Here is a 19,966-nt window from a genome sequence, read left to right on the forward strand (position 1 = left end):
AAAACGCGCCTCACCAGCTCAAGACGGTTTCCCTTGACACTGCCCGCGCTGCGGTTGGTCGGCCCGGGCAGGTGACGCCACGGCCAAAAAAATCGCAAGCGATGCCGCAAGAGCATAGAAGATGAGTTTTCCTGATCGCCACACTGGCTTTCTCCCATTGTTGTCAAACCACCCCTGTACCCGCCAAAGCACCGTGAGGCCGTCATCGCCAAGCTAATATAATCTACCACAAACCAGAGATAAATTCTCCGTGCGCGGCAATCGATGTGGATTGGCCGCGGCTTCGTTCCGACCGTTGCAATGCCATTCTTGCCGTGCATGATGGCTCGGCTTGAGAACGAGAGGCCCCCTATGCGGAATTTTCAGTTACCCGGGCGCTCCACCGCGCATGGCATCAACGGCATGGCGGCGACCTCGCAGCCACTGGCCACAGTCACCGCCTTGGATGTGCTCAAGGCAGGCGGCAATGCGGTCGACGCGGCGGTTGCGGCCTGCGCCGTTCTCGGCGTTGTCGAACCGCAATCCACCGGAATCGGCGGCGATTGTTTTGCTCTTTATGCGCCCAAGGGCCGCATCCCACCAATCGCCATCAACGGTTCCGGACGAGCACCCCAGGCGGCCAGCGTTGAACGGTTGCAGGGGTTGGGGTTGAACCAGATCGACTATCAGAGCCCACATGCCGTGACGGTGCCCGGTGCAGTCGACGCCTGGTCGCAACTTCTGGCCGATCATGGCAGCAAGGATTTTGCCGAATTGCTGCAACCGGCAATCCGCTTTGCCGAGGACGGCTATGCCGTGTCGCCACGAGTTTCGATGGATTGGGCCGCCAATACGGAAAAATTATCTGTCTGCCCTACCGCCAGCCGCATCTTTCTTCCCGGCGGCCATGCGCCGGTCGCAGGAGAAATTCATCGCCAGCCAGAACTCGCGAACAGTCTGAAAGCGATCGCCAAGGATGGCCGCGACGCATTTTATCAGGGCGTGATCGGCGATGACATCGTTGCCCATCTAAGCGGTTTGGGAAGCCTGATGACGGCTGAAGATTTCGGCCAATATCGGGCGCAATATGTCGAGCCAATCAAAACCAATTACCGTGGTTATGAGATTTTCGAATGCCCACCCAACGGCCAGGGCATCATAGCATTGATCATCCTCAATATTCTTCAGGGGTATGACCTAGCGGCGCTCGACCCCCATGGCTGGGAGCGCCTTCATCTTGAGGCCGAGGCGACACGCCTTGCCTATCGCGACCGCGCCGTGTTGATCGCCGACCCGGACGCCGTCGATGTGCCGAGCGCGCATTTACTGTCGCCCGGCTATGCCGACGGCCTGCGCCGACTTATCGCTCGCGACAGTGCCATGGCCGCGCTTCCGGCCGCCGGAGAAACAGAGCATCGCGACACCGTCTACCTCACCGTTGTTGATAGCGAGCGCAACGCCATTTCTTTCATCAACTCAACATTTCATTCCTTCGGCAGTGGGATTTGTGCGCCGAAAAGCGGCGTGATTCTGCAAAACCGCGGTGCCAGCTTCGTGCTCGACAGTGACCACCCCAACCATATCGCGCCGGGCAAGCGGCCGATGCACACCATTATTCCGGGGATGCTGGCGGAGGGCGAGCGCGCCATCATGCCGTTCGGCGTGATGGGCGGGCATTACCAGGCCACGGGACATGCGCATTTCGTGACGAACATTGTTGATTTCGGCATGGACCCGCAGGAGGCGCTCGACGCGCCCCGCGCCTTCCATTACGAGAACGAGTTGACGGTTGAAAACGGCATCAGCCAAGCCACCGCCGCAGCGCTGGCTGAACTGGGCCATCAAGTCGAAACTGCCGCGGTGCCGCTCGGCGGCGGCCAGGCGATTCACATCGATTGGCAACGGGGCACCCTAATCGGCGGCTCAGACCCGCGCAAAGATGGTTGCGCGTTGGGCTATTGAGAGTGTTCTTCTAGCACCATCCTGCAGAAATTATTTTTAATGGGAGGACGATATGCATAAACGCCACAACCCCGACACCGTCGTCGAGGCCTTCGGCAAAAGCTATAGCCAAGCGCTCGAAGTCGATCCCAATAAGCGCTGGCTGTTTACCGCAGGCCAAGTGGGCGCAGCGCCGGACGGCAGCACGCCGGAATCCTTTGAAGACCAGGTGGCGCAGACCTGGGCCAATGTCCTGGCGCTCTTGAAGGAGGGTGGCATGGGTATCGACGATATCGTCAAGGTCACCGGTTACATTGTCGGCGCAGAAAACTTCCCGACCTATGCTGCCGAACGCAAAAAAGTAATGGCTGACGCCCGGCCCGCATCGACCGCGATTGTCGTCCCTGCTTTGGCGAAGCCGCAATGGTTGGTCGAAATCGAAGTGATTGCCGCCAAATAGCGTTCAGCCCGGATAGCAGCCGGACTCAATAGCGCGCCGGCGTACCAGGGCGTAGACGGCGTCAATTGTCGGCGTCGGGATGCGAACCAGGCGGCCAAGTTCAGCCACCGCGCCGACCAGGGCTTCGATCTCCATCGGCCGGTCCAAGGCGAGATCCTGTAGCATTGAAGTCCGGTGGGAACCAACTTGCTCAGCGCCATTGATGCGCTGATCGACATCGATGGCAAAACGCGCGCCGAGCTTTTCCGCCACGGCCTGGCCTTCGACCATCATTGCCCGCGCCAGCGCGCGGGTCTCGGTGTCGCCGGCGATGTCCTCAAGCGTCGAGCCCGTCAGCGCGCTGATCGGATTGAAGGCCAAATTGCCCCATAATTTGACCCAAATGTCGGAGCGGATATCGCTCCGCACCGGCGCCTTGAAGCCGGCCGTGATAAGCGCCCGGGAGAGAGCCTTGGCGCGCTCCGAACGGGTGCCGTCGGGCTCGCCGATGGGAAGCCGGTTTTGGCTCAAATGGGGCTGCACTTCAACGACACCTGGGGCGGTGATTTCCGCCGCCGGATAGACGACGCAGCCGATAGCGCGGTGCGGGCCAATCCGATCCCATTGCGTGCCATTTGGATCCACCGCCGTCACGCGATGGTCCGCCCATGGGCCTATCAATTTGTGAAAATACCACCATGGAATGCCATTAACCGCCGTCACCACCGCAGTATTGCGCCCGAGCAGCGGCTGCATGGCGTCGCAAACGCCGGCGACTGAATGGGCCTTCAACGTGACCAAGACAAAATCTTGTGGGCCGAGCTCGGCAGGATCGTCGGTGCAACGGGGATGCTCGGTATGCTCGGAATCGCCGACTCGGAGCGTGACGCCGTTTTTCTTCATCGCCTGCAGATGCGGGCCGCGGGCGATCAGCGACACGTCAATGCCGCCGCGCGCCAGTTCAACGCCAAGATAGGCGCCGATGGCACCGGCGCCGAAAATACAGAGTTTCACGATACCAGGCCGAGCTTTTCGGCCAAACCTATCCGCTGCAACTTGCCGGTCGCCCCTTTGGGGATTTCATCCAGGAGAATGATTTTGCGCGGCACTTTGAAAGGCGCAAGATGCTCGGCAGCAAAGTCACGAATGTCGCGCTCACTTGCTTCCGCGCCTTCGCGCAGCACGATTGCGGCGGCGACATCTTCGCCCAGCTTATCGTGCGGTACGGCAAACACGACGGCCTGGGCAATCGCCGGGTGGGTCATCAAGACGTCATCCACTTCGCGCGGCGATATTTTCTCGCCGCCGCGGTTGATGATCTCCTTGAGCCGGCCGGTCAGGGTGAGATAGCCGGCTTCGTCCATCTGGCCCTGGTCGCCAGTGCGAAACCAACCCTGGGCAAAGGCCTCGGCGTTTGCCTTTTCGTTGTTTTCATAACCCTTGGTCACATTGTCGCCGCGAATAACGATCTCACCGATCTTGCCGGGGGGCAGCAATTCACCGTCCGGCGTCATGATGGCAATCTCGGGACCGGCAGCGATGCCGACGCAACCCGGCCGGCGTTCACGTGGCGGCAACGGGTTGCTCGCCATTTGATGGGCGGCTTCGGTCATGCCATAGGATTCGATGACCGGTGCACCGAAGACCTCTTCCAGCTCAGTCATTACCGGACCCGGCAGAGACGAAGAGGAAGAGCGGATCAGGCGCAACGGATTGCGCTCCACTATTTCCCGATTGCGCCCGGCGCGCGCCAGGATCGTCTGGTGCATGGTCGGCACCGCCGTGTACCAGCTGGGCTTGATTTCATCCATCCAGGAGAAAAACTGAAGGGCATTGAAGCCCGGCGTGCAGGCCACGCCAGCGCCAGCGTAGAGCGATGACAGCACCGCGGCGATGAGACCATGAATGTGGAACAGCGGCATCACATTAAGGCAGCAATCTTCAGCCCCCAAATTCAACCAGCTTGAGATATTGCGTGCTGATGCACAGACGTTGCGGTGGCTGAGCGGCACAATCTTGGGTCGCGAGGTAGTGCCGGAAGTATGCAAGATGAGCGCCGTATCATCGGGTCCCGCCATCCCGCCATTTGCGACCGGCGCGGCGGCAACGGGCGCCAGTGAAAATACCCCCGCCGGACCAACTGGCTGCGGCGTGAGGGGAATGAGTGGAATCTTCAGTTTTGCTGCTGCCTCGATGACAGGCGATCCATCACCGTCCAGCACGATCACCGCCTTGGCGCTCAGATCGGACAGATAAAACTCAAACTCTTCAGCCTTGTAGGCCGGATTGAGCGGCGCCGCAGTGGCGCAGGCGGCGAGCGAGATAAAGGCGGTCGCCATCTCCGGCCCGTTCGGCAGCACGATGGCAATGCGGTCATTGCGGCCAATCCCGGCGGCATTGAGAACGCCCAGCGTTGTCGCGCTTAGCGTGCGCAGGCCGCCGTAAGTCAAGGCCTCCCGTCCAGGTGTGCGAATTGCCGGCGCGCCGGTGTCGCCGCGCGCCAACAGTTCGCCCAATGTTGTGCTGTTGGTCATTTTTGATGGTCCCGTTGCTCGGCACGTTGGCAAACGCAATATGCCCGAGCGTCGGGAACGAGGAAACTTGAAAATTCTGCGCTTATGCTGCGGCGTTGAGCGGCAGGGCATCTCTCATGAAAAAGCGCGAACGATCGAGTGTGGCTTGATACGCCGCGGCAGGCAGATGACGCGAAAAGGCAAGCATTTCATTCGGCATTTGAGCGCGCAGAAACCCGCTTTCATGGGCGATGATCTGCGCCACGGCGGGCGCGAAATCGCCGAACTTAGCAGGCGGTGAGAGGCGCTCAAAAAAATTACCCGGTGCGCGGGTCGGATGTGCACCTTGCGCAACGACGACCTCTTGCCCTGGCGGACCGAGGCGGTCACGCGGCGCATGCCGGCCCTGTGCCCGGAACTCGACCTGATGAATCTTTTGCACGGGTTGATCGGTCCGCGCAGTTTTCGGCGCATGCGCCGCGGGCAAGGCAAGATCGCTCCCGCCGACGGGTCTGAAACTGCGTAGGTGCTGCGCCGATGCGTGAAGCGGTATCATTTTATGCAATTATTATTTATGCGACCCGTGGATATCATACTGTATTATACACAGTAACTTAACAAAATTTAAATAAAAATCAGGAAAATTCAGACTAGAAGAATTTGTTACTTATTTCAGTACCCTAACAAATTTCACTAATTACCAATTATGGTTAATTTTTATTAACCGTAATTGCCATATATTTTGATATTGTGAATTAACATTTGTTAAACCAATTCGGCTTACCTTCGAAATACGCGTTGGTGTGTGGTGTCAATTCCTAAAGCTCGGTGCCAGGCATATCCAACGTAGTGCGGGGTCTAATTCGAACGGTTGCTCAGGTAGGGCATGGAAACCGAGCGGACAAATTCTGAAATTGTCAGCGACGCCCTCGAGGCGTCGGGCGACGCAATCTACGATTGGGATCTGCGCTCTGGCGCGATCGAATGGTTGGGCAACGCCTGCGAGGTGCTGGGTGTTCGCGACAGCGATGAGATCGGTCACGCTGAGCGGTATCTGTCGAGGATCAGCCCGTCTTGCATTGGCGAATTGCGGCGCACCCATACGGAGCGCGCGCAGAATGGCGCGCGGTTTAGCTGCAGCTACGAAATCAGACGCAGCGATCAATCGGTTGTGTGGGTCGAAGACCGCGGCCGTTTTTTTTGTTCGCCAGAAGGCGAACCGATTCGCATTCTTGGCACCTTGCGCTGCCTCGACCGATCGCGGCCGAGCGATGTACGCGCAGCCCGCAGCATCAATTTTGACGACCTGACGGGACAATATAATAGAGGCCGGCTGCGCGAATCTCTGGAACACGCGATCGAATATGCGCTGCGCTATGATTCGCCTGGCGCGTATTTACAGCTCGGTATCGATAATTTGCCGCTCATCCACGACACCTATGGCCGCGAGATCGCCGAACAATCTCTCGTTGCGGTGTCACGCGAACTCGACCGCGCTCTGCGCGCTAGCGATGTCGTGGGTCGCATCGCGCATGACCAGTTTGGCATCGTTCTGAGCGGCTGTCTCAGCCAAGACGTCTCGGCCGCGGCGGATAAACTGCTGCTTGCAGTACAGGAATCCGCGGTCTTAACCGACAAAGGCCATATACCGGTCACCGCTTCCGTTGGCGCCGTGCAATTTCCGGAAATTGTGCGTACGTCGTACGACGCCATGGCCAAGGCCGATATTTCGCTGGAAAAAGCCCGGCGTTCCGGAGCCAGTTGCTTCAGCCTGTACGATCTTTCCGAACGGCAAATGGCCGATCTGCGCGATAATCTGGTCGCCGCCGGTTTGGTGCAAACCGCGCTCCGCAACAAAAGCTTTCATCTCTACTTTCAGCCCATTGTCGACGCGGAATTTCATCAGCCAAAATTCTATGAATGCCTGCTGCGTATGTTCGACCAGGACGGCGAATTGCTTCCGGCAGGCGAATTTCTCCCGGTCGCCGAGAAAATGGGATTGATACGCTCTATCGACCGATTCGTTCTCGACGCCGTGGTTAGCGAGTTGAGCGAAAGCCCTAATGTTTGCCTGGCGCTCAATATATCTAGCCTGTCGACAACGGATCCTTCATGGCTTCGGGCACTGACGGCCCAGGTCAAGGAACGTGAGGAGATCGCTCACCGCCTGGTGGTCGAGATCACCGAAACCACGGCACTGCATGACATGCGTGAAACGAAAAGATTTATTGCCGCACTGAAGGAAATGGGGTGCCGCGTGGCGCTCGACGATTTCGGCGCCGGCTATACGTCGTTCCGCCATCTCCAGGAACTCTCAGTCGATATCGTCAAGATCGATGGTTCTTTCGTCAAATCGATCGCCGAAAACGCAAACTCCCAATTGTTTGTCGAAACCCTGCAATCTTTTGCCAGCGGTCTTGGGCTGGAAACGGTGGCGGAATGTGTCGAAACAGAACGCGTCGCTGAAGTTCTGGGGCGCTACGGCGTAACCTATATGCAGGGTTATTTTTTCGGCGCACCCAGCGCGCACAAGCCCTGGAATCCAAATGCGCCGGCGCTTCAGGTGGTCCCCAAAAGCGCGACCACGGAGCAATTTGAAGCGTCAGAACGGCGGCGGCCAATCCTACCGGCCGGCGGCAAGGTGATCAGCCTTGTCACCCGCCACTAAAGTCAGAATTACCGGAAGTACGGCGCGCCCGCTATGCGCGTGGCGAGATCGCCTATTATCCCCGGCCCGTCTTGCGAGCAAGATCGTTCAGTTGCGCCTGCATACTGTCCAACTGGCCCTTTAGGAGGGAAATTTCATCGCTGTTGCCAGCTTTGTGCTGCGGCGGTTCGGTCGTTTCGGGCGAGGGCGGTGGCGGTTTGGCGGCGCGAGACTCACTTGCACCTGCGCTGGCGCCGAGCGGGGAGAACATGTTGAGCGCCTTTTGAAAGGCCGCCATGTTTTGGCGCCCCATTTCCTCGAATTCAGCCATCGGAAATACGCCACCAAATGCGCCCTCTATGCGCGAACGCATGCGTTCCTGATTATGGCTGAAATTTTCCATAGTCAGTTCAAGATAGCGAGGCACGACGGAATGCATCGAATCGTCATAAAGGCGAATGAGCTGGCGTAAAAACCCGATCGGCAACAGGCTTTGTCCCTTGGATTCCTCTTCGACAATGATTTGCGTCAGTACTTGATGGGTGATGTCTTCACCCGATTTGGCGTCACGCACGATAAATTCCGTCCCGTCCTTAACCATCTGACAGAGATGATCGAGGGTGACGTAACTGCTAGTCGCAGTGTTGTAGAGCCTACGGTTCGCGTATTTCTTAATGATCACCGGCTCGCCATTTGCGCCGCCGGATGAATTATCTTCTGTCATGCACTCGCCTGCCACGGCCAACCGGGCCATTATCGAAGATCGCAATAGTTTGGCAGCAATTGCTGCGTTGCGCAATTTAATGTTGCGGCGCGGCATTGCGGGCAAATCATGGCGAACAGGTCATAGTTGGCTAGTCATGGCTGACGAATGACAGGCCCGGGGCAGACCGGTAGGCAAGATTAGGTTATATTACGGCTATGGATGAGCACGGCGGCGGCAGCGGATCGTCAAGCAGAAACGAAAACGAGCTTCAGGCGCTCGCCTCGCAATTCGTCGATTTGTGGCAACGCCAACTGGAAGTCATGTCCGCCGACCCGGCGTTGAGCGAGATGATGGCGGCATTTGCCAAATTCGGCACACAGGCAACCGGTGCGGGCGGCGGCGCGGATGAAAACGGGACTGCAAATGACAGCAGCGGAGACGCAACACCAACCGGAACCGCGACACGGGCCGCGCCCACTGACGCTGCATCTCGGCAGCGCGGCAGCGAGTTGGATGAGCTCTCTCGCCGTGTTGCCGCATGCGAGAAACGGCTCGCTCAGTTGGAACAAGCAACTGGCGCCGGAAGCGGAAGCGCTCGCAAGCGCCCTGGCAAATCACGAACCTGAAGCCCTCGCTGGAGCAATAAACGGCGAAATTCAGCGCCGCATGGCGGATTTTCTCGCCGGTATCGAAGGTTATCGCCAACACCCTTATCGCCGTGGACTAGAGTCGGCCAGCGACGCGCCTGGCGTGCTGTGGCACCAGGGTTCGAGCCGCTTATTGGACTATGGCACCGGCGGCACCGGCGGCTCCGGCGCGGTAGACAGCCGCGCGCCGACCGTGGTGTTCGTGCCCTCGCTTATAAACCGGGCCTATATTCTCGATCTGTCGCGGGATCGCAGCCTCATGCGCTATCTGGCCGCGTCCGGCATACGCCCGATGCTCCTCGATTGGGGTGAGCCGGTTGGTGACGAGCGTGACTTCGGACTCGACGACTATATTGCCGGGCGGCTCAATGCGGCGCTCGACGCGGCGCTCAGCGCTGCGGGGCAGCCCGTCGTGCTCGCCGGCTATTGCATGGGCGGCCTGTTGGTCATGCCGGCTGCCCTGGCGAGACCGTCCGATATTTCGTCGCTGGTGCTGATGGCGACGCCGTGGGATTTCCATACCGGCTCGCAGGGCGACATTATCAATGCCCTCAATCTTCCGCTCGAGACAATCCTCGCCGCTATGGGGGCATTACCGGTCGATGTCATCCAGGCTCTGTTTGCCGCGTTGGACCCGCTTTTGGCGGCGCGCAAGTTCAGCCATTTCGCCAAGCTTGCGCCGAACTGTGCAGCGGCGCGCAATTTCGTCGCGCTCGAGGACTGGCTGAACGATGGCGTTGATCTTTCCGGCGGCGTTGCCCGCGAATGCCTGCTCGGCTGGTACGGCGCAAATGACACGGCGCATGGGCGCTGGCATGTTGCAGGAAAGGCGATTCACCCACAGCGCTTGGTTCAGTCGGTGCTGAATATTGTGCCGCGGCGCGACCGCATCGTACCACCCGAATCGGCGGAGCCTTTGAGCGCGCTCATACCATCAGTGGAAACCTGGCGCCCGGCGCTCGGCCATATCGGCATGATCGCGAGTCCACGCGCCAAACGCGGCTTGTGGCGCCCGCTCGCCGCGTGGATCAAAGCGCACCCATCACGACATTAGAGCCAAGGCCCGGCCGGCATTGGCTTGCATTCGACCGCCCGGCACGCCATATCTGTCGGCGAAAATTCTAACAGGAGCTAGACATGGCAAGAGTCGCGGTCGTCACCGGCGGCACACGCGGAATCGGCGCGGCAATTTCAATCGCGCTACAAGATGAAGGCTATCGGGTGGCCGCGGTTTACGCGCGCGACGATGCGGCGGCCGAGGCGTTCCATAAAAAAAGCGGCGTCGCGGTCTATAAATGGGATGTCGGCGATTTCCAACAATGCCAGAACGGCGTCGCCCGCATCGCAACAGAAATCGGCGCGGTCGAAATCCTCGTCAACAATGCCGGAATCACGCGCGACGCCACCCTGCAACGGATGGCGCAAGAACAATGGCAAGACGTTCTCGACACCAATCTCGGTTCCTGTTTCAACATGTGCCGTTCAGTCATCGAATCCATGCGCGCCCGCAAGTTTGGCAGAATCGTCAATATCGGTTCGATCAACGGCCAGGCCGGGCAATATGGCCAAGTTAATTATGCCGCCGCCAAATCGGGCATTCACGGCTTTACCAAGGCGTTGGCGCAAGAAGGCGCCAGGGCTGGCATTACCGTCAACGCGGTGGCGCCCGGATATGTCGATACCGACATGGTGCGCGCGGTGCCGGAGAACGTGCTGGAAAAGATCGTTGCCAGCATTCCGGTCGGCCGGCTCGGCCGCGCCGGCGATATCGCGCGCACGGTAAAATTCCTGGTCGCCGATGACGCCGACTTCATCACCGGTTCGACGATTTCGGTGAATGGCGGCCACCACATGTATTAGCGGCCGGACACCGGCCCGCCCCCACGAAACGAAATTGAATGAGGATGAAATTATGCCGCGCTTGGCATTGATCACCGGTGGAACCAGGGGAATCGGGGCGGGCATCGCCCGATCCCTAAAGAATGCGGGCTACCGGGTGGTGGTGAATTATCACAGCGCCGACGCGGTCGCCGAGAGTTTCGCCGCGGAAAGCGGTATCCCGGTGTTCAAGTGGGATGTCGGCGATTTCGCCGCGTGCCGTGCGGGCGTGGACGAGGTGCGCAGCGCGCACGGGCCGGTCGATATATTGATCAATAATGCCGGCACGGTGTCGGACAGTAAATTCGAGAACATGGATGAGGCGCAGTGGCACCGCGTGGTGCGCGTCAATTTGGATTCAGTGTTTCATATGAGCCAGCAGGTCTATTCGGGCATGATGGCGCAGAAATGGGGCCGCATCGTCAATATCGGTTCAATGAATGGGCAGGCTGGCCAGCTCAACCAAGTCAATTACGTCGCTGCCAAGGCGGGCATGCATGGATTCACCAAAGCGCTCGCGCTGGAAGGCGCCAAACACGGCATCACGGTCAATACCATCGCGCCGGGTTATGTCGATACCTATCTCATGCGCGAGATGCCCGAGCGGATTATGAATAAGATCATTGAAAAATCTCCAATCCACCGGCTCGGCACGGAAGATGAAATCGGCCATGCGGTGGTCTTTCTAGTCGACGAAAAATCGGCTTGGACGACGGGCTCAACCATCACCCTGAACGGCGGCACCCACATGTATTGAGCGCCGGCGCCAAGACCGTCTTTCAGCCGGAAGGCTCCCAGGCGGGCGGCGCCAGCTCGAAGCCGGAGAATTCGAATGCCGGCGAGACCGTGCAGCCGACCAGCGTCCAATCACCAAGGGTGGCGGCGCTTTGCCAGACGCCCTTAGGCACGATCGCTTGCGGGCGCTCGCCTGCGGCCAAATCCGCGCCGAGGCGGACCTGCTCGGTCGTGCCCGTACCGGTGCTCAGGGAAAGCGCCAGGCCGGCGCCGCCGTAGTAATGCCAGATCTCTGCCGCATCGACGTGGTGCCAATGCGAGCGCTCGCCGGCGCCCAGCAAATAATAGATTGCCGAGCCGGCGCCGCGTTCCCCTTGCGGCACTTGGTCGCGCCAAGTTTCGCGGTAATGCCCACCTTCTGGGTGCGGCGCAAGCGCCAGCATTTCAATAACTTCTTGCGCTGAAACTCTCAAAACCTTCAACTCCCACGAATCCGTAATCGACCAACTCTATGGGCCTTAAAATAGCACGATACCAGAGCGCGATTCGTCCGCACTTAGCGTGTTATAATCCGGCCTTATGCGCCCTCATGTTCTCGAGCTAAAAGAATTTTACGCGACGCGGCGCGGCCAGAACGCGCGCCGCGTTATTCGCCACGCCATTCGTGCCATGTGGCCGACGCTCGCCGGCGAAGCTCTGCTCGGCTTGGGCTTCGCCACACCCTGTCTTGGCATTTACCGCGAAGAGGCGGAGCGTGTGGTGGCGCTGATGCCGGCCAGCCAGGGCGTTATTGCCTGGCCGCGCGAGGCAAATCGTTTGGTCGCGGTGGCGGAAGAATCCGAATTGCCTCTGGCCGACAATTCGATGGATCGAATCCTGTTGCTTCATGCGCTCGAACTGAGCGAGGAGCTTCATCCGATGATGGACGAAGTTTGGCGGGTGCTTCGTCCGCACGGTCGCTTGCTGGCGGTGGTTCCCAACCGGCGCGGGTTGTGGGCGAGAATGGAGCGCACGCCGTTTGGACACGGCCACCCGTTTACCGGCGGGCAACTGACGCGCCTGTTACGCGATCATGGCTTCGTTCCGCTGCGGCAAAAAATGACGCTTTACGTGCCGCCCAGTCGCTCGCGCCTGGTGCTGAGAACGTCCGGCTTGTGGCTAAAGCTGGGGCAGCGTCTCGCCAGGCCGTTCGGTGGCGTGCTGCTGATCGAAGCCGAAAAGGAAATATACGCAGCTCGGCCCGTGGGCAGACGTGCGCGGCGGAGAACCGGGGTCCGGATGCGCGCCAGTGCGGTGCCCGCCAGCGCCCGAAATGCTCGAACGCCGGGCGGCTGTATGGATATTAATTAATAGCGCTAGCGTTTCATCGACAGAAGAAAGACCGCCTGCTCGCCAAACAAGTTGGCGAACGCCCCGGTGCCATGAAAGCGGTTCGCCCGGCCTCTGGCGTCGAGTTGCGCGCGGCGCTCGATAACGATGCCGAGCGTTCGGCACAACATCACGAAATCACGAATGGTGCAGGGGTGTAAATTGGGTGTGTCGAACCATTCTGTGGCGCGCGCGCCCATGTCCGGTATGCGGCCACTGAACAGTAAGTGCAGGCGGTGGCGCCAAAACCCCGAATTGGGAATCGAGACGATGGCGCGCCGCCCGACGCGCAGCAGTTCGAGCAGGATCTCGCGCGGCTGGTGAAGCGCCGGGAGAGTCAGGCTGAGAATGACATAGTCAAAAGCGCCGTCGGGATAGTGATAAAGATCGGTTTCGGCGTTGCCCTGAATGACCGAAAGGCCGCGGCTGACGCAGGCTGCCACGCCTTCTTGGCTAATCTCCACCCCGCGGCCGTCGACATCTTTCTCCCGGCTCAACAGCTCCAACAGCAAGCCGTCACCGCAGCCGACATCGAGAACGCGGGTGCCAGGCGCTACCATTTCGGCGATAAGCGCAAGGTCTGGGCGATCTATTCCGGCGGCAAAGCTCCGTGACTTGGTCATTTACTCTTCAGGCCGCGCAGCTTTGCCGCGCCACTGAGAAAGCCGCCCAAAGTTTCAAACATTTTCGGCTCATCCAGAAGAAACGCGTCATGGCCTTTGTCGCTTTCAATCTCCACGAAGCTGACATTGGCGGCGACCGCGTTGAGCGCCCGTACTACGTCCCGGCTTTCCGACGTCGGGTAAAGCCAATCGCTGGTAAAGGAGATCAAGCAGAACCGCGATTCAACGCCCTGGAACGCATTGGCGAGAATACCGCCATGCTCAGCCGCAAGATCGAAATAATCCATTGCCCGGGTAATGTAGAGATAGGAATTGGCATCAAAGCGTTCAACGAAACTGATTCCTTGATGGCGCAAATAGCTCTCGACCTGAAAATCCGCATCGAAGCCATAGCTGACCTTCGACCGGTCCTGCAGAGCACGGCCAAATTTGCGGTGCAGCGCGGCCTCGGACAGATAGGTGATATGTCCCGCCATGCGCGCCACGGCAAGGCCACGCACCGGAAAACTATCGCCGGCGAGGTAGCCGCCCTCGGACCATTCCGGATCGGCCATGATCGCTTGCCTGCCGACCTCGTGAAAGGCGATATTCTGCGCTGAGTGTCGCGCCGCCGCGGCGATCGGAATGGCGGTAAAACAGCGCTGGGGATGGCTCACTGCCCATTGCAACACCTGCATGCCGCCCATGGAGCCGCCGATAACGCTGAACAGCTGATCGATTTCGAGATAATCGAGCAGCATCGCTTGCGCCTCGACCATGTCCTTGATGGTGATGACCGGAAACTCCAGACCGTAGCTTTTACCCGTCTTGGGATTTATTTCCTGCGGCCCGGCGGTTCCCATGCAGCCGCCCAGCACATTGGCGCAGATCACATAATAACGCTCCGTATCGAGCGTCTTTCCTGGGCCAACCATGTGCTCCCACCAGCCACTGCGCCCGCTGGTCGGATGCGGCCCGAGAACGAATTGATCACCGGTCAAGGCATGACAGACGAGAATCGCGTTGGATTTATCGGCGTTGAGGGCGCCGTACGTTTGATAGGCCGTAGAAAACGGCCCGAGCTCGCCCTCTGAATCCAGACGCAACGGCTTGTCCCGCCCGAGTTCCACGCGGAACCCGTCGGGCGAGTTAGCTGGCTCGAATTCCATCGCGTTAGACTGGCGATCCGTCATTTTGCCGTATTCTGTTGCCGATTTGGAGTGTTTCCGCCACGGCCGGGATATTGCGCTCCGCTATCCCATTCGCCAACAAGAAATAATCCCCGTACCAGAGCCAGATACCTTGTCGCGGATGAGGAACCGGCTGCCGCGCGGGTTTGGTGAGCGGCAGGGGCGGTGGTAGCGTATCGCCATGTTCGGCTTTTCAGCAATATTTGGACGCTCACGCGAGGTGCGGCGGCTTGACGATGCCCTGCGCGCGACCGGCCTGCATCCTGCCCTCGTGCCGGATGCGGTGAAGATTGCGACGCTCAAATTGCTCACAGAAGCGGGCTACGGGTCGAGCCCCGATCCCACGGCCTGCGCGCTGGCGGCGGAAATGCTTACCTATTGCATCCTAGGAGACCAGGGATTTCATGAGGAAAAGGGGCGGAGCGCAGCGCGGCTCCTCGAAGCGCGCTTGGAGGCAGCGCTCGAAGTCGGGGATAGTCTGGATGCCCGCCTTATCTTGCTTGCACTTCATGCCGGGATTACCCAAGGTTCTCTCATTGATCGGTACGACCTCAGCGCCGGGGGCACATCCTGAGCCGGCGACACTGCGTCGCTTTCAATGTTTTCTTTGATTTTGTTTCCCGCTTGGACTACCACTTCTTCTTTCCAATTCATCGCCGCGCGGACTTATGGCCGATTCGAAAAAGAGGGAGCCTTCCCTCAATTCTCTTCGCCGCCAGATCGATAAGATCGATGATCGTATCCACGATCTTCTGATGCGCCGCATCGATGTGGCGCACAATATCGGCGAAGAGAAAAGCCAATCACGGGGGGTGCCCTATCGCCCGGCGCGCGAGGCGCAAATCATGCGCCGCCTAGCCGCGCGCCATGAGGGTCGTTTTCCGTTCCCCGTAGCGGTGCGTATTTGGCGCGAGATCATCTCGGCCTCTCTCGGCGTCGAGGGTAAATTCGTGGTCTCTGTCTATGTGCCAGCGCCGCTCGAAACCGGCCTTGCCTATCTTAACTTGGCGCGAGCGTATTTTGGCGCCGAGACTCCGCTGCTGCAGGCGCAAACCGAGGCCGGTGTTCTCCGGGCGGTGCGCGACGGCAAGGCATCGGTGGGGGTATTACCGATGACGTCCGATACGCACACCATGCGCGCGTCCGCCGAGCCATGGTGGTATACGCTGACTGTCGGCGGCAGCCAGCGGCCGCGCATCGTTGCCGCTCTGCCTTGGCTGTTGCGCGGCGTTGCCGGAAACGACGATACCCGCGCCATGGCGATCGCCCGCGTGATACCGGAAGCCTCGGGCGAAGATATTTCCCTCATCGCATTTGAATCAACGGAAAACATCAGCCGCGATCGCATACGCAAGGAAGCGGAGGGCGCCGGCCTATCGCTTGACTGGGCAGCGACTTGGACGCAAGACGATCAACCCACACGTTGGCAGCTCGCGGAAATCGACGGTTTTATCGCGGATACCGACCCCCGCCTCACCAGTTTGCTCAGCACCCTTGAGAACGAGGTGACACGGTTCGTGAATTTGGGCTGCTTTGCCAAACCAGTCAACGTGACGGAGATCTAGCAGCAAGCGCGCGCCTGCCGACGCAAACAATTTGCCATGAATGACATGCCATGAATACGCGAACATCACATCTGACGCCACGGCCCGGAATCATGGAAATTTCACCCTATGTGGGCGGACGATCCACGCTCGACGGTGGTCAAAACGTCATTCGCTTGGCGTCCAACGAATCGGCGCTCGGCCCGAGCCCGCGCGCCGTGGCCGCGTATGAAGCGCTTGGCGATTCATTGCATCGCTATCCTGACGGCGGCGCTGGTGATCTACGCGATGCGCTCGGCGCCCTCAACGGCCTGGACCCGGCACGTATTGTGTGCGGCACCGGCTCCGATGAAATATTGCAATTGCTGACCAAAGCCTATGCCGGCCCAGGCGATGAAGTCCTGTACAGCCGGCACGGCTTTCTCGTTTATGCGCTCGCCGCGCGCGCGGCTGGTGCCACGCCGGTGGCTGCGCCGGAGACTGATTTGCGGGCCGACGTCGATTCCCTGCTCGAGCATGTCACCGGGAAAACCCGGGTTCTTTTTCTCGCCAACCCGAACAACCCGACAGGCAGCTATCTCTCAAAAGCGGAGTTGCGCCGATTGTGGCGTGGGCTGCCGGAAAATATTCTTCTCGTTATCGATTCGGCGTACGCGGAATATGTGACGGCCGCCGACTATGAGGCCGGCGCGGAACTGGTCGATGCCGCTAAGAATGTGGTCATGACGCGGACCTTCTCGAAAATTTATGGTTTGGCGGCGCTTCGCCTTGGCTGGTGCTATGCCGGCGAAGAAGTGATCGATGTGATGAACCGCGTGCGCGGCCCGTTCAACGTCACCGCCCCAGCCCTTGCCGCCGGCCTGGCCGCGGTGCAAGACCAGGACCATATCGATACGGCGCGGCGCCGCAACGACAAATGGCTCAAGCGGCTTGTCCCGGAGTTACAGAACATCGGCATCGCGGTTTTACCGAGCGTGTGCAATTTTCTGCTGCTGCGCTTTCCCGAAGGCGGGAGTCACGATTCGAAAGCGGCAGATAGTTTTCTGACCACCCGCGGTATTCTTGCCCGCAATGTCGATACTTATCATTTGCCCGATTGCCTGCGCGTCAGTATTGGACGGGACGACGAGATGGACGCACTGCTTTTGGCGCTCAAGGAATTCATGGCGTAAATCATGACAGCTGAATTTATGTTCGAGCGCGTTGCGCTGATCGGCATCGGTTTGATCAATTCTTCGATCGCCCGTTTTATGAAACGCGACAGCCTGGCGCGCGAGATCGTTATTTATTCACGCCGCAAATCAACCTCAGACAAGGCGATGGAGCTCGGCCTGGGTGATCGCGCCGAAACCGACATGGCCACCGCCGTTGAGAACGCTGATTTGGTGATTCTGGGCGCGCCGGTGGGCGCCAATGCCGCCATCGCCGAGGCGATCGGGCCGTACCTGATGCCCGGCGCCATCGTGACCGATGTCGGCTCGGTCAAAGGCGCCGTTATCCGCCACGTTGCGCCGCATCTGCCCAAGGGGGTGCATCTGGTGCCGGCCCATCCGGTGGCGGGCACTGAGCATTCGGGCCCGGAGGCCGGGTTCGCGGAACTCTTCGAAAATCATTGGTGCATACTCACGCCGCCCGAAGGATGCGATCCGGCGGCGGTCGAAAAAATCTCTGAGTTATGGCGCCGCGCCGGCTCGATGGTCGATATCATGGATGCCGCGCATCACGATAAAGTACTGGCCATCACCTCCCATCTGCCACAGCTCATCGCCTACAATATCGTTGGCACGGTGCTCGACATCGAACATGTAACCGATCGCGAAGTGGTTAAATACGCCGCCGGCGGGTTTCGCGATTTTACCCGCATTGCCGCCTCGGACCCCGAGATGTGGCGCGATGTGTTTCTCAACAACCAGGAGGCCGTGCTCGAAATGCTCGGCCGCTTCACCGAGGATTTGGCGGTCTTGCAACGCGCCATTCGTTGGGGTGACGACAAGGCGTTGGAGGAACTGTTCACGCGCACACGCGCTATCCGCCGAGACCTGATTGAGGCCAAGCAAGTTTAGCGTCGGCTGTTACAAAGACGGCTCAGACTATGAGTTGAACTTAGTCGAAGTTCATCGCCGGAATTTTGGCGATGGCGACAGGGCCCACGAAGAGGCCGCCGTCTTGGGCGGTTACGGGAACGCCGCGGAGAACTGGCGGTCCGCCATCTGCCGGCTTGTCGGCCAGCAAGTTAAACGCGACCTTGGCCAGGAAAGCATCCCCCAGCGGGATCATGTTGCTCATGATCAGCGCATCGATCACATCGCCGTAGCCGATGATATCTGCCGTGAGCGCACCGATCGGGCGCATCTCGCTGTCGAGGGCGATGGTCCCCGCCGAATTGATTCCGAGCGGCCCCCAGAGAACGCGGAACGAATCGATCTCCACCGTGCCGCCCTCGTCGCGCCATGCACGTACCGCTGCGTTGGTTTTGCCGGTGGGCAGCGGGCCAAACAGGCTGAGATCAAAATTCAAAAATTCAATCATTTCGCCCATTTCGTCGCCGAATCCCGGCGGCAGCTTGACGCCTTCAAATTCCACCGCGGCAGTTGCGGCCTTAAGCGGCGCGGACGCGGTCTCTGATTCAGATTCCGCCAGGCGCTCGCCTCGTGCCCGCAGCCGTGCAGCGAAAACCGAATCTTCGCCCCACGGGCCCGCAAGGGCTATCTGCTTGAGGTCGAGTAGAAAATTTTCGATTCGCCGCTCATCATCGAGTTGAAGCCAGGCGCTGCCGTCTTCGATATTACCGTGAATATCGTGCCAGGATTCACCATCAAAATAGCGCACATCGTTTCGGCCGTTAAATTTGAGATTGAACTTGTCGAACCGCCAGGGGCGAAAACTTGCGGTGAGGAAGTCACCGCGCCAGGTCCAGCCCTTGGCGCCAGCGTCCACCGACGGATGTTGTAGAGATACCTCGAACTGGAGCGGGTAACCGCTCACTTCAGGAGCGCCGGTCTCGATGGTGAGGCCGCGCGCGCGTTGGTCTTCCGCCCATTCGGCGATGCGGTCCTCGATCTCGCCTGCCGCGACAAACCAATAGGCGGTGTAGCCAATAACGGCGATGGCGATTCCGCCAACGACGCTGACGGCAAGCGGTGCAATTTTCATACGGCCATCTCCTGGCTTGCTCTCACTTCCGCGGGCGCTACACTTCCGGCGCAACGACAATCTTGCAGTTTATGATAGAGACACGCAAAGACGAAATTTGGGTATTTGCATACGGTTCGCTGATGTGGCGGCCAGATTTTGAGTATGTCGAATCGGAACCAGCATTGTTGCGCGGCTATCACCGCGCCTTTTGCATTTATTCTCACATATACCGTGGGTCGCCGAAAAACCCCGGCTTGGTCCTCGGCCTGGACAATGGCGGCTCCTGCGTCGGGCGGGCTTTTCGCCTCGACCCTGACGCCGCGCGCGACATTCTGGCCGCGATCCATGCACGCGAGATGATCTATCATGTTTATGTGGCGCGGCGCCTGCCGATATCGCTGATGCGCGGGCGTGGCGCGCCGCGTGTTATGGCGCACACCTACACCGCCGACCGAGCTGGCCCGCAATATTCCGGAAAACTCGAACCTGACATCATGATCAATCTTATCCGCAATGGCCGCGGCACGGCCGGTGAAGCGCGTGACTATCTGGCGAACACGGTTCACCACCTCCGCCAGTTGGGCCTGAAGGACACCGGTCTCGCCGCACTCTTGCGCGAGGTCGACGCCGACGACTAGACCA

General features: G+C 59.5%; 21 protein-coding genes. 13 read left to right on the forward strand and 8 right to left on the reverse strand.

What is annotated here, in order from left to right:
* Positions 1-351 precede the first annotated feature (351 nt).
* Positions 352-1,941, forward strand: coding sequence for a gamma-glutamyltransferase (ggt, locus tag O3A94_09385; GenBank protein MDA1356466.1), 1,590 nt, complete (start codon positions 352-354; stop codon positions 1,939-1,941).
* A 52-nt stretch (positions 1,942-1,993) separates the two neighbouring features.
* Positions 1,994-2,380 carry a RidA family protein gene (locus tag O3A94_09390; protein MDA1356467.1) on the forward strand — a complete coding sequence of 129 codons (387 nt, stop codon included), beginning with the start codon at positions 1,994-1,996 and terminating at the stop codon, positions 2,378-2,380.
* A 3-nt stretch (positions 2,381-2,383) separates the two neighbouring features.
* Here the strand turns inward: O3A94_09390 and O3A94_09395 are convergent, their stop codons facing one another.
* From O3A94_09395 to O3A94_09405, 3 genes are all read right to left on the reverse strand, one after another.
* Positions 2,384-3,373 (reverse strand): 2-dehydropantoate 2-reductase, encoded by a 990-nt coding sequence (locus tag O3A94_09395; protein MDA1356468.1) that lies wholly within the window; start codon positions 3,371-3,373, stop codon positions 2,384-2,386.
* A complete protein-coding gene (locus O3A94_09400) occupies positions 3,370-4,893 on the reverse strand; it encodes an acyl--CoA ligase (protein ID MDA1356469.1) in 1,524 nt (507 codons plus the stop codon). The genes O3A94_09395 and O3A94_09400 overlap by 4 nt, the downstream gene beginning before the upstream one ends.
* Positions 4,894-4,975: 82 nt before the next feature.
* Positions 4,976-5,137, reverse strand: a complete 162-nt coding sequence (locus O3A94_09405; protein ID MDA1356470.1) for a hypothetical protein — start codon at positions 5,135-5,137, stop codon at positions 4,976-4,978.
* Positions 5,138-5,218: 81 nt separating this feature from the next.
* Between O3A94_09405 and O3A94_09410 the strand changes: the two genes are divergently transcribed.
* Entirely contained in the window at positions 5,219-5,398 is a 180-nt protein-coding gene (locus O3A94_09410) for a hypothetical protein (GenBank protein ID MDA1356471.1), read from the forward strand.
* A gap of 360 nt (positions 5,399-5,758) precedes the next feature.
* Positions 5,759-7,540: a GGDEF and EAL domain-containing protein gene (locus O3A94_09415; protein ID MDA1356472.1), complete on the forward strand. Its 1,782-nt coding sequence runs from the start codon at positions 5,759-5,761 to the stop codon at positions 7,538-7,540.
* 55 nt (positions 7,541-7,595) lie between these two features.
* Here the strand turns inward: O3A94_09415 and phaR are convergent, their stop codons facing one another.
* Positions 7,596-8,243 carry a polyhydroxyalkanoate synthesis repressor PhaR gene (gene phaR / locus O3A94_09420; protein ID MDA1356473.1) on the reverse strand — a complete coding sequence of 216 codons (648 nt, stop codon included), beginning with the start codon at positions 8,241-8,243 and terminating at the stop codon, positions 7,596-7,598.
* Positions 8,244-8,738: 495 nt separating this feature from the next.
* On the opposite strand from phaR, the gene O3A94_09425 reads away from it, so the two are divergent.
* From O3A94_09425 to phbB (O3A94_09435), 3 genes are all read left to right on the forward strand, one after another.
* Positions 8,739-9,926, forward strand: a complete 1,188-nt coding sequence (locus tag O3A94_09425; protein MDA1356474.1) for an alpha/beta fold hydrolase — start codon at positions 8,739-8,741, stop codon at positions 9,924-9,926.
* 83 nt (positions 9,927-10,009) lie between these two features.
* Positions 10,010-10,732 carry an acetoacetyl-CoA reductase gene (gene phbB, locus O3A94_09430; GenBank protein ID MDA1356475.1) on the forward strand — a complete coding sequence of 241 codons (723 nt, stop codon included), beginning with the start codon at positions 10,010-10,012 and terminating at the stop codon, positions 10,730-10,732.
* 52 nt (positions 10,733-10,784) lie between these two features.
* The gene (gene phbB, locus O3A94_09435) at positions 10,785-11,507 is read left to right on the forward strand and encodes an acetoacetyl-CoA reductase (GenBank protein MDA1356476.1); all 723 of its coding nucleotides are present in this window, start codon (positions 10,785-10,787) and stop codon (positions 11,505-11,507) included.
* A gap of 22 nt (positions 11,508-11,529) precedes the next feature.
* On the opposite strand, the gene O3A94_09440 is transcribed toward phbB (O3A94_09435), so the two are convergent.
* Entirely contained in the window at positions 11,530-11,958 is a 429-nt protein-coding gene (locus O3A94_09440; protein ID MDA1356477.1) for a cupin domain-containing protein, read from the reverse strand.
* 106 nt (positions 11,959-12,064) lie between these two features.
* Here O3A94_09440 and O3A94_09445 point away from each other — a divergent pair, with 106 nt between their 5' ends.
* A complete protein-coding gene (locus tag O3A94_09445) occupies positions 12,065-12,835 on the forward strand; it encodes a methyltransferase domain-containing protein (protein MDA1356478.1) in 771 nt (256 codons plus the stop codon).
* 5 nt (positions 12,836-12,840) lie between these two features.
* On the opposite strand, the gene metW is transcribed toward O3A94_09445, so the two are convergent.
* Positions 12,841-13,476, reverse strand: coding sequence for a methionine biosynthesis protein MetW (metW, locus tag O3A94_09450; GenBank protein ID MDA1356479.1), 636 nt, complete (start codon positions 13,474-13,476; stop codon positions 12,841-12,843).
* Positions 13,473-14,624 carry a homoserine O-acetyltransferase gene (locus O3A94_09455; GenBank protein MDA1356480.1) on the reverse strand — a complete coding sequence of 384 codons (1,152 nt, stop codon included), beginning with the start codon at positions 14,622-14,624 and terminating at the stop codon, positions 13,473-13,475. Before O3A94_09455 ends, metW begins: the two co-directional genes overlap by 4 nt.
* Before the next feature lie 202 nt (positions 14,625-14,826).
* Between O3A94_09455 and O3A94_09460 the strand changes: the two genes are divergently transcribed.
* The 4 genes from O3A94_09460 to O3A94_09475 all read left to right on the forward strand — a co-directional run bounded on the left by O3A94_09460 (position 14,827) and on the right by O3A94_09475 (position 18,252).
* The gene (locus tag O3A94_09460; protein MDA1356481.1) at positions 14,827-15,219 is read left to right on the forward strand and encodes a hypothetical protein; all 393 of its coding nucleotides are present in this window, start codon (positions 14,827-14,829) and stop codon (positions 15,217-15,219) included.
* Positions 15,220-15,313: 94 nt separating this feature from the next.
* Positions 15,314-16,210 (forward strand): chorismate mutase, encoded by an 897-nt coding sequence (gene pheA, locus O3A94_09465; protein MDA1356482.1) that lies wholly within the window; start codon positions 15,314-15,316, stop codon positions 16,208-16,210.
* A gap of 50 nt (positions 16,211-16,260) precedes the next feature.
* Positions 16,261-17,361, forward strand: coding sequence for a histidinol-phosphate transaminase (hisC, locus tag O3A94_09470; GenBank protein ID MDA1356483.1), 1,101 nt, complete (start codon positions 16,261-16,263; stop codon positions 17,359-17,361).
* Positions 17,362-17,364: 3 nt separating this feature from the next.
* Positions 17,365-18,252 (forward strand): prephenate/arogenate dehydrogenase family protein, encoded by an 888-nt coding sequence (locus O3A94_09475; protein ID MDA1356484.1) that lies wholly within the window; start codon positions 17,365-17,367, stop codon positions 18,250-18,252.
* A 40-nt stretch (positions 18,253-18,292) separates the two neighbouring features.
* Here the strand turns inward: O3A94_09475 and O3A94_09480 are convergent, their stop codons facing one another.
* Positions 18,293-19,342 carry a DUF2125 domain-containing protein gene (locus O3A94_09480; protein MDA1356485.1) on the reverse strand — a complete coding sequence of 350 codons (1,050 nt, stop codon included), beginning with the start codon at positions 19,340-19,342 and terminating at the stop codon, positions 18,293-18,295.
* A 71-nt stretch (positions 19,343-19,413) separates the two neighbouring features.
* Between O3A94_09480 and O3A94_09485 the strand changes: the two genes are divergently transcribed.
* A complete protein-coding gene (locus O3A94_09485) occupies positions 19,414-19,962 on the forward strand; it encodes a gamma-glutamylcyclotransferase (protein ID MDA1356486.1) in 549 nt (182 codons plus the stop codon).
* The last annotated feature ends 4 nt before the right edge of the window (positions 19,963-19,966 follow it).

The organism is Pseudomonadota bacterium (assembly GCA_027624955.1).
GTDB lineage: Bacteria > Pseudomonadota > Alphaproteobacteria > UBA828 > UBA828 > PTKB01.

What these genes read in the sequence shown, in the direction of transcription:
- O3A94_09445 (MDA1356478.1), top strand. Translation starts at nt 12,065, where the DNA reads ATGCGCCCTCATGTTCTCGAGCTAAAAGAATTTTACGCGACGCGGCGC.
- O3A94_09460 (MDA1356481.1), top strand. Translation starts at nt 14,827, where the DNA reads ATGTTCGGCTTTTCAGCAATATTTGGACGCTCACGCGAGGTGCGGCGG.
- O3A94_09485 (MDA1356486.1), top strand. Translation starts at nt 19,414, where the DNA reads ATGATAGAGACACGCAAAGACGAAATTTGGGTATTTGCATACGGTTCG.
- phbB (MDA1356475.1), top strand. Translation starts at nt 10,010, where the DNA reads ATGGCAAGAGTCGCGGTCGTCACCGGCGGCACACGCGGAATCGGCGCG.
- ggt (MDA1356466.1), top strand. Translation starts at nt 352, where the DNA reads ATGCGGAATTTTCAGTTACCCGGGCGCTCCACCGCGCATGGCATCAAC.
- metW (MDA1356479.1), bottom strand. Translation starts at nt 13,476, where the DNA reads ATGACCAAGTCACGGAGCTTTGCCGCCGGAATAGATCGCCCAGACCTT.
- O3A94_09480 (MDA1356485.1), bottom strand. Translation starts at nt 19,342, where the DNA reads ATGAAAATTGCACCGCTTGCCGTCAGCGTCGTTGGCGGAATCGCCATC.
- O3A94_09390 (MDA1356467.1), top strand. Translation starts at nt 1,994, where the DNA reads ATGCATAAACGCCACAACCCCGACACCGTCGTCGAGGCCTTCGGCAAA.
- O3A94_09455 (MDA1356480.1), bottom strand. Translation starts at nt 14,624, where the DNA reads ATGGAATTCGAGCCAGCTAACTCGCCCGACGGGTTCCGCGTGGAACTC.
- hisC (MDA1356483.1), top strand. Translation starts at nt 16,261, where the DNA reads ATGAATACGCGAACATCACATCTGACGCCACGGCCCGGAATCATGGAA.
- O3A94_09425 (MDA1356474.1), top strand. Translation starts at nt 8,739, where the DNA reads ATGAGCTCTCTCGCCGTGTTGCCGCATGCGAGAAACGGCTCGCTCAGT.
- phbB (MDA1356476.1), top strand. Translation starts at nt 10,785, where the DNA reads ATGCCGCGCTTGGCATTGATCACCGGTGGAACCAGGGGAATCGGGGCG.
- O3A94_09400 (MDA1356469.1), bottom strand. Translation starts at nt 4,893, where the DNA reads ATGACCAACAGCACAACATTGGGCGAACTGTTGGCGCGCGGCGACACC.
- O3A94_09415 (MDA1356472.1), top strand. Translation starts at nt 5,759, where the DNA reads ATGGAAACCGAGCGGACAAATTCTGAAATTGTCAGCGACGCCCTCGAG.
- O3A94_09475 (MDA1356484.1), top strand. Translation starts at nt 17,365, where the DNA reads ATGACAGCTGAATTTATGTTCGAGCGCGTTGCGCTGATCGGCATCGGT.
- phaR (MDA1356473.1), bottom strand. Translation starts at nt 8,243, where the DNA reads ATGACAGAAGATAATTCATCCGGCGGCGCAAATGGCGAGCCGGTGATC.
- pheA (MDA1356482.1), top strand. Translation starts at nt 15,314, where the DNA reads ATGGCCGATTCGAAAAAGAGGGAGCCTTCCCTCAATTCTCTTCGCCGC.